Source organism: Sinorhizobium fredii NGR234 (assembly GCF_000018545.1).
Taxonomy (GTDB): Bacteria; Pseudomonadota; Alphaproteobacteria; order Rhizobiales; family Rhizobiaceae; genus Sinorhizobium; species Sinorhizobium fredii_A.
Genome location: NC_012586.1, coordinates 578,352 through 592,823 on the forward strand (window position 1 = coordinate 578,352; position 14,472 = coordinate 592,823).

General features: G+C 60.5%; 15 protein-coding genes and 3 pseudogenes. 9 read left to right on the plus strand and 9 right to left on the minus strand.

Going from position 1 to position 14,472, the window contains the following annotated elements; translation table 11 throughout:
• Positions 1–100: 100 nt before the first annotated feature.
• Positions 101–666: pseudogene (locus tag NGR_RS32820) on the plus strand (IS5 family transposase); the annotation flags it as partial.
• Positions 629–766 (plus strand): annotated as a pseudogene (locus tag NGR_RS33765) (DUF982 domain-containing protein); the annotation flags it as partial. The pseudogenes NGR_RS32820 and NGR_RS33765, both read left to right, overlap by 38 nt.
• 66 nt (positions 767–832) lie before the next feature.
• Here the strand turns inward: NGR_RS33765 and NGR_RS02810 are convergent.
• Positions 833–955: pseudogene (locus tag NGR_RS02810) on the minus strand (heat-shock protein Hsp20); the annotation flags it as partial.
• Positions 956–1,308: 353 nt separating this feature from the next.
• Between NGR_RS02810 and NGR_RS02815 the strand changes: the two are divergent.
• The 5 genes from NGR_RS02815 to NGR_RS02835 all read left to right on the plus strand — a co-directional run bounded on the left by NGR_RS02815 (position 1,309) and on the right by NGR_RS02835 (position 5,542).
• On the plus strand, positions 1,309–1,623 hold the full coding sequence (locus NGR_RS02815; RefSeq protein ID WP_015886705.1) for a co-chaperone GroES: 315 nt from the start codon (positions 1,309–1,311) through the stop codon (positions 1,621–1,623).
• Between the two features lie 54 nt (positions 1,624–1,677).
• On the plus strand, positions 1,678–3,306 hold the full coding sequence (gene groL / locus NGR_RS02820; RefSeq protein WP_015886706.1) for a chaperonin GroEL: 1,629 nt from the start codon (positions 1,678–1,680) through the stop codon (positions 3,304–3,306).
• Positions 3,307–3,488: 182 nt separating this feature from the next.
• Positions 3,489–4,832, plus strand: coding sequence for a DegQ family serine endoprotease (locus tag NGR_RS02825; RefSeq protein WP_164923830.1), 1,344 nt, complete (start codon positions 3,489–3,491; stop codon positions 4,830–4,832).
• Between the two features lie 49 nt (positions 4,833–4,881).
• Positions 4,882–5,193: a DUF982 domain-containing protein gene (locus NGR_RS02830; RefSeq protein WP_015886708.1), complete on the plus strand. Its 312-nt coding sequence runs from the start codon at positions 4,882–4,884 to the stop codon at positions 5,191–5,193.
• Between the two features lie 94 nt (positions 5,194–5,287).
• Entirely contained in the window at positions 5,288–5,542 is a 255-nt protein-coding gene (locus NGR_RS02835; protein WP_240545104.1) for a DUF982 domain-containing protein, read from the plus strand.
• A 223-nt stretch (positions 5,543–5,765) separates the two neighbouring features.
• On the opposite strand, the gene NGR_RS02840 is transcribed toward NGR_RS02835, so the two are convergent.
• The 8 genes from NGR_RS02840 to NGR_RS02870 form a co-directional block, all read right to left on the minus strand.
• Entirely contained in the window at positions 5,766–6,419 is a 654-nt protein-coding gene (locus NGR_RS02840) for an IS630 family transposase (RefSeq protein ID WP_012708199.1), read from the minus strand.
• Positions 6,358–6,717: a helix-turn-helix domain-containing protein gene (locus tag NGR_RS32825; protein WP_015886710.1), complete on the minus strand. Its 360-nt coding sequence runs from the start codon at positions 6,715–6,717 to the stop codon at positions 6,358–6,360. Before NGR_RS32825 ends, NGR_RS02840 begins: the two co-directional genes overlap by 62 nt.
• A 402-nt stretch (positions 6,718–7,119) precedes the next feature.
• Positions 7,120–8,298: an IS91 family transposase gene (locus NGR_RS02845; protein WP_015886711.1), complete on the minus strand. Its 1,179-nt coding sequence runs from the start codon at positions 8,296–8,298 to the stop codon at positions 7,120–7,122.
• 12 nt (positions 8,299–8,310) lie between these two features.
• Positions 8,311–9,171 carry a tyrosine-type recombinase/integrase gene (locus NGR_RS02850; RefSeq protein WP_012708196.1) on the minus strand — a complete coding sequence of 287 codons (861 nt, stop codon included), beginning with the start codon at positions 9,169–9,171 and terminating at the stop codon, positions 8,311–8,313.
• A gap of 281 nt (positions 9,172–9,452) precedes the next feature.
• A complete protein-coding gene (locus tag NGR_RS02855; RefSeq protein WP_015886712.1) occupies positions 9,453–10,136 on the minus strand; it encodes a transporter substrate-binding domain-containing protein in 684 nt (227 codons plus the stop codon).
• A gap of 5 nt (positions 10,137–10,141) precedes the next feature.
• Positions 10,142–10,915, minus strand: a complete 774-nt coding sequence (gene hpaI / locus NGR_RS02860; RefSeq protein ID WP_015886713.1) for a 4-hydroxy-2-oxoheptanedioate aldolase — start codon at positions 10,913–10,915, stop codon at positions 10,142–10,144.
• An 8-nt stretch (positions 10,916–10,923) separates the two neighbouring features.
• Positions 10,924–11,706, minus strand: coding sequence for a fumarylacetoacetate hydrolase family protein (locus tag NGR_RS02865; protein WP_015886714.1), 783 nt, complete (start codon positions 11,704–11,706; stop codon positions 10,924–10,926).
• A 24-nt stretch (positions 11,707–11,730) separates the two neighbouring features.
• Entirely contained in the window at positions 11,731–12,624 is an 894-nt protein-coding gene (locus NGR_RS02870; protein WP_015886715.1) for an intradiol ring-cleavage dioxygenase, read from the minus strand.
• Between the two features lie 254 nt (positions 12,625–12,878).
• On the opposite strand from NGR_RS02870, the gene NGR_RS02875 reads away from it, so the two are divergent.
• Together NGR_RS02875 and NGR_RS02880 are read left to right on the plus strand one after the other, a co-directional pair.
• Complete coding sequence (locus tag NGR_RS02875) at positions 12,879–13,616, plus strand: GntR family transcriptional regulator (RefSeq protein WP_015886716.1); 738 nt, start codon at positions 12,879–12,881, stop codon at positions 13,614–13,616.
• Positions 13,616–14,437, plus strand: coding sequence for a sugar phosphate isomerase/epimerase family protein (locus tag NGR_RS02880; protein ID WP_015886717.1), 822 nt, complete (start codon positions 13,616–13,618; stop codon positions 14,435–14,437). The genes NGR_RS02875 and NGR_RS02880 overlap by 1 nt, the downstream gene beginning before the upstream one ends.
• The last annotated feature ends 35 nt before the right edge of the window (positions 14,438–14,472 follow it).

Here is a 14,472-nt window from a genome sequence, read left to right on the forward strand (position 1 = left end):
AGCCAGCAAGACACCATTCGTCGGGGCCGCGGGGCGGACGGGAATGCAGGAACTAGCGTGTGCGCGAGGATGTGGTGGACGGTGAAGCTAGCCGCATTGTCTGGGTAAGCCAACCGACCCCGGACGTAGCGGTAGCGACAATCGTCGCTTCGTGGAGGCGGTGTTGTGGATTGTGCGAACCGGCTCGCCGTGGCGCGATCTGCCCGCGCATTTCGGGAACTGGAGCACGGCGTTTCGCCGCTTCAGCGACTGGCGCAAGGCCGATGTCTTCGTGAAGTTCTTCCAGGCCTGCTCGGACGAGCCCGACATGGAATACGCCATGGTCGACGCCACCATCGTCAAGGTCCATCGCCACGGACAAGGCGCAAAAGGAGGACTCAGAGCCAGGCCATTGGCCGCTCCAAAGGTGGCATGACCACCAAGATCCTCGCGTTGACCGACGCGCTTGGTAATCTTGTGCGCTTCGAACTCCTGCTCGGCCATCGCTTCGACACGGTCGGAGTCGAGCCGCTGATCGAAGGCATCGATTTCGGTGGCCTCATCGCCGACAAGGCATTCGACAGCGATGCCATCATCGCCGATCTCAACGCGCGCGGTGCCAAGATCGTCATCTCTCAACACCCAAGACGCGATAAACCGAATGACGCCAGTCGCCATCGCGCGCGAGGCGTTCATTGACGCCTGCCGTGATGCGGGCATGTCGACGGTCGCGGATGGGCCGTTCGGGGCGACGACCGGCGCTGGCGGCCAACACTCGCTTGCTTAGAATGGCTGGGGCCGGCCACTTGCAGGAGCCGCATGCCATGTATCATCGAGAAAAGAGAAAGTGGGGTTTGACGATGTTGTGGGGCGGCCAGTTGTCAGCGTTGAGGCTGGCGTTCTCGAGCAGGTCGAAGATGCGGTCGAAGCCGATGCTTGATCTGTAGAAGGGGGCAAAGTCGAGGTTTGTTCTCATAGCTACATCGTCCGTAGAGCAACATAGATATGAGGGAGCGCCAAGAAGCTCGGCGCTCCCTGACCAGGCTGACGCCATTTTGGCGGTCGGCGAAAATGAGATGGGGATTGGGTTGTCTTCCGTCAAGAGGCCGCGAATGGGCATGGGCGAGAAATAGCTCCATGAATTCATGCCGGTAGCACTCTCAAGTGGCGAGTGCTAAAAAATTTGCGCCCCCTCTTGAAACTCGAAAAAACAAAAACCAGATCGATTTGCGGGCGAGGCCGAAAGGCTCGGCGCGCCCCGCGTCGGTTCGCTCCGAATGCGGCGCGGAGGACCTCTTGAAAAATCTGATTGTCCATGAGGAGAGCGATATGACGTTCCGTCCCTTGCATGATCGTATCCTGGTTCGCCGCATCGAGGCCGAGGAAAAAACGGCCGGCGGCATCATTATCCCAGACACGGCGAAGGAAAAACCACAGGAAGGCGAGGTCGTTGCCACCGGCCCTGGTGCGCGCGACGACAGCGGGCAGCTGCGACCGCCCGACGTGAAAGTGGCTGATCGCATTCTCTTCGGCAAATGGTCGGGCACCGAGATCAAGCTCGATGGCGAGGATCTGCTGATCATGAAGGAATCCGACGTGATGGGCGTGATCGAGGTCGACGCCGCAGCGAGAAACGCAGCCTAGGCTGATCCGGACCCATGTCAGAGAAGGAATGCTGCCTCAGGAAGGAGTAGAAAAATGGCTGCCAAGGAAGTGAGATTCCATACCGACGCCCGCGAGAAGATGCTGCGCGGCGTCGATATCCTCGCCAATGCCGTCAAGGTCACGCTGGGCCCGAAGGGACGCAACGTGGTGCTCGACAAATCGTTCGGCGCTCCGCGGATCACCAAGGACGGTGTCACTGTCGCCAAGGAGGTCGAACTCGAGGACAAGTTCGAGAACATGGGAGCGCAGATGGTGCGCGAAGTTGCCTCGAAAACCAGCGACATCGCTGGTGACGGCACCACCACCGCGACAGTGCTCGCCCAGGCGATCGTCAAGGAAGGTGCAAAAGCGGTCGCCTCCGGCATGAACCCGATGGACCTCAAGCGCGGCATCGACAAGGCGGTCGACGCTATCGTTGAGGAATTGAAGACAAACGCGCGGAGAGTCACCAAGAACGACGAGATCGCCCAGGTCGGCACGATCTCGGCCAACGGGGACATCGAGATTGGCCGCTTCCTCGCCGAGGCTGTCGAGAAAGTCGGCAATGAAGGCGTCATTACGGTCGAGGAAGCCAAGACCGCCGTGACGGAACTGGAAGTCGTCGAAGGCATGCAATTCGACCGCGGTTATCTCTCGCCGTATTTCGTCACCAACCCGGACAAGATGCGGGTTGAGCTCGAGGAACCTTACCTGCTCATCCATGAGAAGAAGTTGTCGAACCTGCAGGCGCTGCTTCCGGTTCTCGAATCGGTCGTTCAATCCGGCAAACCGCTGCTGATTATCGCCGAGGATGTCGAGGGCGAGGCGCTTGCCACCCCTGTCGTCAACAAGCTGCGCGGCGGCCTGAAGATCGCTGCTGTCAAAGCGCCAGGCTTCGGCGACCGCCGCAAGGCCATGCTGGAGGATATCGCGATCCTCACCGGCGGAACGGCGATCTCCGAAGATCTCGGCATCAAGCTCGAGAACGTCACCCTCAATATGCTTGGCCGCGCCAAGAAGGTCGTCGTCGAGAAGGAAAACACGACGATCGTCGATGGCGCAGGCTCGAAGAGCGAGATCCAGGGCCGCGTCGCTCAGATCAGGGCGCAGATTGAGGAAACCACGTCGGACTACGATCGCGAGAAGCTGCAGGAGCGGCTGGCCAAGCTTGCCGGCGGCGTTGCCGTCATCCGCGTTGGCGGCTCGACCGAGGTCGAGGTGAAGGAACGCAAGGACCGCGTTGACGACGCCATGCATGCGACGCGGGCGGCGGTGGAGGAGGGCGTGCTGCCCGGCGGTGGTGTCGCGTTGCTGAGAGCCGTGAAGGCACTGGACAGCATCCGGACCGAAAATGCCGACCAGAAACATGGCATCGAGATCGTCCGCCGTGCACTCGAGGCGCCGGTGCGCCAGATCGCCGAGAATGCGGGTGCCGAGGGTTCGATCATCGTCGGCAAGCTGCGCGAGAAGACCGAATTTGGTTTTGGTTGGAACGCCCAGACCAACGAGTTCGGCGATCTTTACGATCAAGGGGTAATAGATCCGGTCAAGGTTGTTCGTACCGCGTTGCAGGACGCCGCCTCGGTCGCCGGCCTGCTGATTACCACCGAGGCAATGGTCGCCGAGAAGCCGAAGAAGGACGCACCGCTCCCGCCGATGCCGGGAGGCGGCATGGACTTCTGACGGAAACGATCGGTCGGCGCCCCGACGCGGCGCCGACCGATCGATAGATTGTGAACCATGCGTTGCGCCGGATTGGGGCAGCGTTTGCGCAGGTGGCCGGAGCCAAACGGGGCTCCGATGAGGCTGGCCCGATGGCCCGCCCGCCTGCACGCAAGGAGGATCTGAAGAATTCGGGGCCAAAAATGACCGCGCGTTCGTCGAAATATGTTGGCGTATTCGCCGCACTCGTCCTCATCCTGGTTCCTGGGCCGCCACCGGCGGCGCAGCCGCCGTCGGCGATTTCGGCAAGCACTCAACCGTCGCTCGCTGATGTCCTGGAGGGCGTCACGCCGGCAGTCGTCAACATTGCGGTGAGGTCACGCGCTCCCGCCGAAACCAATCCTCTCTACAACGATCCTTTCTTCCGCCGCTATTTCAACCTGCCGGAGCAGCAGCAACAGCGGCTGAGCGCCGGTTCCGGCGTCATCGTCGACGCCGACAAAGGTTATATCCTCACCAATCACCACGTCGTCGCGGCCGCCGGCGAGATCGCCGTGACTCTAAAGGACCGCCGCCGCTTCACCGCCGAGCTGGTCGGCAGCGACGAGGCAACCGATATGGCGTTGCTGAAGATCGACGCTGACAAGCTGACGGCGCTTTCGTTCGGCGATTCCGGCGCGCTGCGTGTCGGCGACTCGGTTGTTGCGATCGGCAATCCGTTCGGGCTTGGTCAGACCGTCACCTCCGGCATCGTCAGCGCCCTTGGCCGTGGCGGCATCAATGTCGAGGGCTATGAGGACTTCATCCAGACGGATGCCTCGATCAATCCCGGCAACTCGGGAGGCGCGCTGGTGACGGCGGACGGGCGTTTGGTCGGCATCAACACCGCAATCATCGCGCCGGCTGGTGGCAATGTCGGCATCGGCTTTGCGGTTCCGATCGCGATGGCGTCGGCCGTGATGGAGCAACTGATCGAGCATGGCGAAGTGCGGCGCGGCCGGATCGGCATCTCCGCCCAGGACCTGACGCCCGACCTGGCCGAGGCGCTCGGCATCGAGCAAAGCTACGGCGCCGTCGTCGGCGGCGTTGAGCGGAATTCGCCGGCGGCACATGCGGGCCTTCGAGCTGGCGATGTCATCATCGCCGTCAACGATCGTAAAATCACGGGCTCGGCAGATCTCCGCAATCGCATCGGCCTGGCTCCGGTCGGATCGGAAGTCGAAATCGAATATCGGCGCGATCGGGTTCCTAAAACGGTAACAATGCGCGTCGAGCCGGACGAGACAATTGCCAATCCAGGCTCCATGCCCTCCCGCCTTGACGGCGCTGAGTTCCAGGACGCGGCCGGTAATGTGATCGTTTCCAGTGTTGAAGATGGAAGTGCTGCGGCCCGAGCCGGTCTGCGCATGGGCGACGTCATCGTTGCGGCCAATCGCCGGCCCGTCGCGACAGTGGCGGAGCTCGCGGCGGCCTTGAAGAACGCCGGCGGCACGATAGCGCTCGATCTGTTTCGCGGCGGGTCGAAACACTTGCTGGTGATCCGGTAGGTGGTTGCCCGACGCATGACGTTAAATGTCGCGTGAATGGAGGAGAACGATGAAACACGATTGCTTCCGACATCCAGTCACAATCCTTGTGGGGCTCGGATTTCCGGCTGAGATCCACGGCGTGAGAGACGCCTATGCCTGGCTGAATGAGTGGCCGCCATCGAAGCGAAATGCAACCCACGCCGTCGCGCTCAAGGCCTGCAGAGCAGCACTTGAAGGCGAAATTGAAGTCGAGACCGCTCGCGGAACGTTTGTCGCCTTCGCGCGACGGGCCAATCGTCTCGCGCCAGACACCGAGGCGATCGTCGCAGGTGGCGGAGCCGATGCGCGTGCGCAAGCCGGAAACAGTAAATCGGTGTGATCCCTGGGATCGAGTAGGTGATGAGCGATATTCAGTTTCCCGTTCCAGTGAGACTGCATCTGAACTCTGCTGGCGAGCGGGTTGTCGCCAATTCATGGGAAGCATTTGGAGTGTCTTCGCGACCAGTGGCCCGAAGGCGCGAGAGGGCCCCGTCGCAGCCTATCGGGCCTGCCGCGACGTCCTGGACGGCTGGAGACAGCCGCACGAAGCAAGGCGCGCATTCGTGAAGGCGGCACGCCGCGCCGGGCTGCTAGAGGACATAGCGTGGGGTTCCCCCGCCAAACAACGCAAGAACGAAGCCGGATTACCGTCACGCAGCGCGTCATTTTCGCCGACCAAAGGGAGGTAGCGTTATGTGCCCCAGCATAGACTTCTATTCCCTGCCGCTCTCGTCCGCTGACCTCGATATGCTCCAACGAATACTGGATCGAGAATTGGAAGCTAGACACGTCTCAGGCAGCAGCGATGAAGCGGGCATGCTTGCACGAACTCTTATAGAGCTTTTTCAGGCCGGCGTGAGAGCTGAAGAAGCCCTGCGCGAAATGGTGAAGGCGGCCTAAAGCGTGTCGCGTTCAATCGGCCTCATATCCGGCCGCATTGAAGTAGTTCCGGCATTCTGTGACGGAGAAGAGATTGCAGATATCGCCGAGTGCATCGGCGATGGCGTCGAAACTGCGGGCGGCCCGCTTGCGCAGCAGCGCCTTGAGCTTGGAGAAGGCCATTTCGATCGGGTTGAGGTCGGGCGAATAGGGTGGCAGGAAGAGCAGCCATGCGCCTTTCGCCTTGACCATTTGTTCGGCCCGCTCGCTCTTGTGGAAGCCGACATTGTCGAGAATGACGACGTCTCCGGGCGACAGCGTCGGGGCGAGTTGCGTTTCGATCCAGGTCTCGAAGATGCGCCGGTTCATCGGCGCGTTGACGATAAAGGGCGCGACCACGCCATGTGATCGCAGGCCGGCGATGAAGGTCTGCGTCTTCCACGAACCGAAGGGGGCGTGGGCGCGATAGCGTTGCCCTTTTGGTGCCCAGCCTGAGCGCTTGGTCAGCTTGGTATTGGTCGAGGTCTCGTCGATAAAGACCAGTCGCGCCAATGCCTTGTTGAAGAAGCGCCGGCGTCGCCGGGTCCAGAGCTCACGCGCCCGCGCGATCTCTGGGCGCTGCTGCTCACTTGCCTGCAGGCTTTTTTTTATGGCTGAGGTCGAGGCGGTGGAGAAGACGGCCAACATTGGAGCGGTGCACGATGACGCCGCGCCCGGCGAGTTCCAGGCACAGTTCGTCCAGCGTCAGGTCGCCATTCTGCGCCAGGCGCTCGCGGACCCACTCGCCATGCGCGTTCAGCTTGCCGCCACCCAGATGGCCTTGCCGCCGTGGCGCCAGCGATCCGGTCGCGCGTTTGAGCTTCACCAGATTGTTCACGAAACGCGGCGACACCCGGAAGTGCCGGGCCGCGGCCCGATGGCTGTGACCGTCCTCGACAAACGCAATGACACGACTACGCAAAGCAAGCGGATGTGATTTGCCCATGGTGTCCCTCCCGTCAAAGCGAGGGAATCACAGCCAACCCCGATTCGGGAATCTGGAGGGTTCTGTGAGGTCCGGCCGCTTTGGATGCAGCATTCGCTGATCGGACCTCATTGAAGCCGGATTGAGCGAAGGCGCGGGTTGTTTGGCACTATGGGGATTTAACCGAAGCGGTGGATGGCGTTTGGCTGGGGCGAGCCCAGGCGGGGCTGGAAGAGCGGCTGAGAAGAAGGTTCTTGTCGCCAATTGAGATGTGTCTGGCGGTGTTTTTGGTTGATCTGTGCCGAACGAGGCTTCGGCGATGCTGCGTTTTGTGTTGCGCCGGCATGCTTGGCCAAAGCCATTCGCTCGCGGCCCTTCGATCTGCCGACGTTGATTGTTGGAGTGATGCCAGGTCTGATAGGGTCATGAGCTATCGTTCCATGCTGGTCGACAGGCTGGTTGACGCGGCTTCCAGGTGCCGAGGATGTTCATCCTTCCGCCGCAACAGGGACAGCGGTGTGCAAATGGCGGGGCCTCGACCGTATCCAGGTCTTCGACCGGCTCTTCCGGCTGCGGGACATTGAGGAGATTGCGGCATGCCTCCAGCTTCTGCTGCCGCTGTCCGTTGGCAAGCAAGCCAAAGTGACGGATGCGATGGAAGCCGTCCGGAACCGTATGCAGCAGGAAGCGACGAATGAACTCGTGGGCATCGAGCGTCATCCGCTTCTGCCTGCCACCCCTGCGATAATCCTTCCAGCGGAATGTGACCTGACCACCATCCATGCTGACGAGGCGGGAATTGGAGATGGCGATGCGATGGGTGTAGCGGCCGAGATAGGCCAGCACCTGTTGGGGTCCGGCAAAGGGCGGCTTGGCATAGACGATCCAATTGACGCGCCGCGCTTCTCTGATCATGCGCGTGAATGCAGCTGGATCGGCCAGGCTCGCGATGCTGCCGAAGAACTGAAGCTGGCCTTCGTCATGAGCCTGCTTCAGGTATTCGAGAAACAGTCGCCGGAACAGGCGCGACAGCACCCGCACGGGCAGGAAGAAGTTCCTCCGACAAGCCACCCAGCGGGTTTGATCGAACGACAATCCGCCGCCCGGCACGATGCAGTGGATGTGTGGGTGATAATGGAGGTTCTGCCCCCAGGAATGCAGCACGGCGATAAAGCCGAGTTCAGCACCCAGATGTCTGGGGTCAGCGGCAAGTCTGCGGAGTGTCTCGGCGACGGCGCGAAACAGGACAGCATAGACCACCTGCTTGTTCTGGAAGGCAATCGCGGCGATCGCTTGCGGCACGGTGAAGACGACGTGGAAATAGCTGACCGGCAGCAGGTCGGCCTGCCGGGCGGCAAGCCAATCGCGGCTGGCCTGTCCCTGACACTTTGGGCAATGCCGGTTACGGCAGGAATTGTAGGCGATGCGGAGCGCCTCACAATCCCGGCATTGCTGGACATGGCCGCCCAGCCGCGCGGTCCGACACATCTCGACCGCGCTCATCACCCGGCGCTCAACCCGCCCGAGATGCGTGTCATGCGATTGACGATATCCTTCCCCGTGGCGGCGAAAAATGTCCGCCACCTCCAATCCCGCCGCCATGGCGGAATGTCCTCAGCCTGTCGGCACCACCTCCAGCGTCAGCCGGTCGAGCGGACTGGTCGTGGCGCGGATGAGTGTGTTGGACACTTTCGTGTAACGCGCCGTGGTCGACAGATTGTTGTGGCCGAGCAGGACCTGGATGATACGAATGTCGGTGCCGCTCTCCAAGAGATGGGTGGCAAAGCTGTGGCGCAACGTGTGCACCGATATCCGCTTGTCGATGCCGGCTGCGGCACGTGCCGAACGGCAGGCAGAATGCAGAACCTGGACATCGATGGGTTTGCTCTCGTCACGTCCCGGAAACAACCAGACCTGCGGTCGCACCAGCTTCCAATAGACCCGAAGGATATGAAGCAACTGCGCCGACAGCATCACGTTGCGGTCCTTGCCGCCTTTGCCATGCTCGATGCGGATGACGCCGCGCTCGCCGTCGATGTTGCTGACCTTGAGACTGACCGTCTCGGTGGCGCGCAAACCAGCCGCATAAGCCGTCGTCAGCGCCGTTCGTGTCTTCAGGCTCGGGACCGCTTCCAAAAACCGCACGATCTCATCGCCGTTCAATATCGTCGGCAACTTGGCGGGCGTTCGGGCATAGGCAATGCGCTCCGGTATCTCCGCATGTCCAAGCGTGACGCCGAAGAAGAAGCGAAGGGCGCAAACCGTCTGGTTCAAGGCCGGCCATGATAGCCCCGACGACACCAGATGCACCTGAAAGGCACGCACATCCTCCAGCCCCAACCGGTCCGGCGACCGACCGAAATAGCGCGAAAACTTCGTCACTGCATGCAAATACGATCGCTGCGTCGCCGGCGACAAATTGCGGATCGTCATGTCCTCGATCATCCGTCGCCGCAGCGGGCTCATCTCACTCATGATACTCTCCTGTTCAAAGGTTGGGCCAAACAGCCCAATCCTTCAAAACAGGGGCACACCATGCAAATCAGATGCCCCAAATGCCGCGTCAGCGGCTTCGTTCAATCCTGAATCCTAAAAATCGCGACCCGCTTTAGGCATACGAACAGCCTGGGCGTAGGCGCCGATCTGGCCCATTCTCGCGGTCGCCGCGGGGCGCGGCGAGGATTCCAATTGACTATTCGAGGATTTACGTGTCGTGCCCCCTCGACTTGGCTCCATCGCATGTCTCGCCGACTGCTTCAGTTGCCCGGCTTCCCAGCACTGCGATGCTGCTGGATGAAGTCCGACAGGAACGTTGAAGCGTGAACACACCTCCGATGCACAGCGATCGCCTGAGGCACTTTCGAGAATGTCCCCTCAACAATGCGGAAACCTGGATTCTCTTCGCAGAAACGTGACAGGGACTCGGTCAAGCCCGCAGCCGCATCGCATTGAGAGGATACAAGCATGTCCAGGGCGGAGGCGGGATTTTCGGTACGGAGGAGGATTGCATTTCTAACCTGTCGCTCAAGCTGCTTTGTATACGCAGCGGTTCTGGCGGCGGCGATGCGTACCCCTTCGACGTCGACATGCTCGACGCTGCCCAGCGGGCTGCTGTCTGACACCAGAAAGCTGCCGGTCACCGTGGTATAGGGGGGCGAGAAGGAGAACCTGCCGGCACGTGACGGATCGGAAGCAATGAATGCAACGTCCCACTCGTTGCCTTCGGCAGCCGCGAGAATGTCAGCGGCCGATCCGTATCCAATCAGCGACAAACTGCAGTCGAGTTCTGCCGCAAGTGCGATCGCGATCTGCGCGCTCCGCCCTGTGAGAGAGCCCGTCACCGGATCGAGTTGGACAAGTGCGGCATTCGACATGTTGACCGCCGCTCTGATGACTCCCGTCGGTGCGATTTCAGCGAGGATCTCATCACGTTCCGGCATCGTGGTCACGCTCTTTGCGATGCAAATCGTGCCGCCAGTGCCTCCGATCCCCTTGCCAGAACGGCGACATCGACGCCAACGGCAGTAAATAGTGTTCCCATTGCGATGCACCGTGCCGCGAACTTCTCATCCGGGGTAAGAATACCCGCAGGCTTGCCCAACGCTTTCAGGCGTTCAATCGCGTCGACAATTGCATCGACCACCTCCGGGTGGCTCGGTTGGCCCCTGTGTCCGAAACTCGCCGCGAGGTCTGCCGGTCCTACGAATACCCCATCCACTCCCTCTACCGACGCAATCGGCTCGAGGTTGCCAAGGGCTTCACGCGTCTCAACTTGCAGCAACAGGCAGATTTCCCGTTCCGCATTTTGCGCATAATTCGCAACTCGGCCGAAACGAGTGGCGCGCGTCAGGGCAGAAACGCCGCGAATTCCATCCGGAGGATATCGCACCGCCGCGACTGCGGCTTTCGCCTCTTCCGCGTTCTGAACGTAGGGAACGAGCAGGGTCTGGACACCAATATCCAGGAAACGTTTGATGAGAACGGGGTCGTTGATGGCCGGGCGGACGACTGGGGAAACGTCGTATGATGCGACCGCTTGCAATTGCGGCAGGACGGTCAGAACGTCACCCGGAGAATGTTCCGTGTCGAACAGGAGCCAGTCGAAACCCGAAAGCGCGACGATTTCCGCGGCGTAGCTTCCAGGCAAGCCACACCACAGGCCGATCTGGCTTTGACCGGCAAGAAGCTTCTGCTTGAACCGATTGACAGGATGTTCCATCCAGCACCTCACACGAACGACACGCCGATGGAGCCAACAGGGCCGTAGTCGGCCTGAATGACATCACCTTTCGCGATATCGACCGGACGCGTGAAGGAGCCGGCCAGGACTATCTGTCCTTTCTTCAGGCCACCGCCCACGGCATGAAGTTTGTTGACGAGCCACGCGATGCCGGCTGCCGGATGTCCCATGATCGCCGCCGACACGCCCGACTCCTCGATGATGCCGTTCTTGGAAAGAGTCGCTCCGACCCAACGGATATCAATGTCCATCGGGCGAACTATACGGCCGCCAACGACAAGGGCCCCGAATGCCGCGTTGTCCGCAATGGTATCGGTGATCGCTCGAGGGACTTCGGTCCGGTAGTCGATAATCTCGAGCGCCGGGACAACGAACTCGGTCGCACGCATGACGTCATAGATCCTGGTGCCGGGGCCGACGAGATCCTCACCCATGACAAAGGCCAGCTCGACCTCGAGGCGCGGCTTGATAAACAAGTCAGCCCTGATCTGCGCTCCGTCGTTGTAAAGCGCATCGTCAAGAATGCAGCCGTAGTCCGGCTCCGTCATCTTCGAAGCCATCTGCATTGCGCGTGATGTCAGGCCGATCTTATGCCCGACGATCCTTGCGCCCTTTGCCACCCTCGCCTCCGCCCATAAAGCCTGAATCCGGTAGGCGTCCTCGAGTTCGAGGTTTGGGTAGGTCTCGCTGGGCTGTATGATGGGCTTGCGATCGATTTCAGCTTTGAGCAGCGCGTCTGCCGCGGCCCGGCGTTCTTCTTCGGTGATCATGTCGTTTGCTCTGCTGATCGTGATTTATTTGATCGGGGGACGCGGCAAAACGGCTTCGCCGGGCTCCATGACGTAGGTGTAGTCGAGCGAGAACCACGGACCAGGAATATCCGCTTCGGTCGGATGGGGGTCCTCGTGACGAATGAAGTCGCCGGTCAGCGCTGCCGTGACACCAAACTGAACATCGGAGTCGATGTTCGGGTCGCTGGGGTCGAAGACTTGCGAAATCAGCGTTTTGTATCCGTGCTTGAAGATCAATGCGTGCAGGTGCGCTGGTCGGTACGGATGGCGTCCCTGAGCTTTGAGCAGGCGTCCGACCACGCCATCGACCGGTATCGGATACCCGACCATCTTGACGGTCCTGAACCAGAACCGACCTTGCTCGTCGGTCCTGAATTTGCCGCGCAAGTTCATCTCGGCCTGGTCCGGGTCCTGGTTTTCATAAAGACCGACGGGAGATGCATGCCACACATCCACTTCGGCGCCGGCAATCGGCTTACCGTCGCGGTCAACGACCTTGCCATGCACGAACAAGGGCGTGCCCGGCGTCTCGGACCGGATGATCGACCCGCCATTTTCGACTCGTGGAGAGTTGAGGCGCCAGAATGGGCCCAACAGCGACTGGGAGGTCTCAGTCTGTCCCCTGTCGCCATTGTTCAGCAGGCAGACAAGTGAAGACACGCCAAGAGAACCGGCCATCAGCACAAACTCGTTGTGTTGATCAGTATGCAGCTTCCCGATCTCGTTCAGCATGGCTGTCGCCTCCCGAAACTCAACCTCCGTCAGTCGAACCTCGCGCACGAAGGCATGAAGATGCTTGACCATCGCGACGAGGATTTCTCGCAAACGGGGCTCTTCAGTGCGATTCATCACAGCGAGGACGGCTGCCGTCAGATCGCTTTCCTTTTTGATCACCATGTGGGCTACCTCCCGATTTCCCGACTATCAAAATAATCGATTATTTGTCAAGGCCGCCGCACACTCTCGCGGCGCCAATTACACAAACAAAATACGATAACGACATCCATTAAGTTGATTTAATTACATTATCGTTTTTCGAAGGGAGGCCGAGGCTTATCTTTCTGCAGATTTCGGTGCGCTCACGTTGACACGAATAATCGTTTATTATATCGATCATCGACAATTAGTTCGGGGGAGCCTTGGGAGGAACAATGGTACCGCATGACGACGGCGCATTTGCTCCGACGACAGAAGATGCTCCATCGTCTTCTGGCTTTCTTGACGACGGCAAAATCACCATCGGAAGCCAGCTTGCATCCCGTCTTCGCGAAGCGATCATCTCCGGCGAGCTTCAGGCCGGCAGCAAGATCAATCTCGACAAGGCGCGCAAGACGTTCAACGTGAGCCTCAGTCCGCTGCGGGAAGCGTTGGCACGGCTGATATCGGACGGTTTAGTCGAGTTCGAGGACAATCGCGGCTACCGCGTTTCCTCAATTTCCTTGGCCAATCTGGAAGAGATCACCACCCTGCGCGAAGAGTTTGAAGTCTTTGCGCTTCGCGAGTCCATGCGGCTCGGCGATGTGAAGTGGGAGGGCAACGTCATGCGCGCGCTGCATCGCCTTAACCGCACCGAGCGCGACGCGGCTCGGTCGGAGACACTGGAGCGCTGGGAAGAGCTCCACCGCGAATTTCATCTGACGCTCATCTCTGGTTGCGGGAAGCCGATCCTGCTCCATTTCTGCAGGTTGCTTCTTAATCTCAACGACCGCTATCGCCGGGTGTTTCTGACCCGCACGTCGGGCGACCGCAACGTCAGCCAGGAGCACAGTGAGATTGCTCAGGGAGCCGTCGCGCGGGATCTGGACTATTCGTGCGACATGTTGCGTCAGCATATCCACCGCACGGGGACCAATCTGCGCAATCACCTCGCGACAAAGGGAATCTTGTGATGACCGTCGCGACGCCAGGACCGAGCCTTGAACTGGGCGTGGCGCATTTTTCATCCATCGCGCTGCCGCCCAGGGAATTCGCCGCGATAGCTGCTCGGGCGGGTTTTGCGTCGATAGGTCTGCGTCTGCACCCCGCCTTTCCGGGAGCTCCTTTCTACGAGTTGCCGGTGGGCAGCCACAGTGCCCAGGAATTCAAGACAGTTGCCGATGGCGAAGGCATCAAGGTGTTCGATATCGAGTTCTTCGTGATCGACGAGAGCTTCGACCCGGGCTCGCATGAGGCGACCGTGGCAGCCGCTGCGAACATAGGGGCGCGCCGGCTGAGTGTTTGCGGCGATGATCGAGAAGGCGGCCGTCTTGCCGCAAACCTTTCTGAGTTTTGCGCCCTCGGGGCGCGATATGGCATGTCGGTCGACATCGAAAACATGGGCTGGCGGACGGTAAGGACCTTTCGCGACAGCCTAGCGGTCGTGAAAGCCTGTGGAGCAGAGAACGCCGGTGCCCTCGTTGACGGGATTCACTTCTTCCGCAACGGCGCTTCGATCGACGAGCTTCACGGAAATGCAGGGACGATAAAACACGTCCAGCTTTGCGACGTCCGGGGGCCCGCTCCGAAAACATCGGACGCAATGATCGCCGAGGCGAGGAGCGGTAGGCTCGCTCCAGGAGAAGGCGAACTGCCATTGAAGGACCTCTTGGCTGCAACCGAATATGGTACTGCTATCTCGGTTGAAGTGCCACTCGTCGGGTCGGTGGACCCGGAGGCACATCTAAAGCATCTGCATGACAGCGCATCGGGGATCTTGAAGCCGGATCAGTGATCCGGCGCCGACGCGGCGTAAGCCGGTCGGAGGGA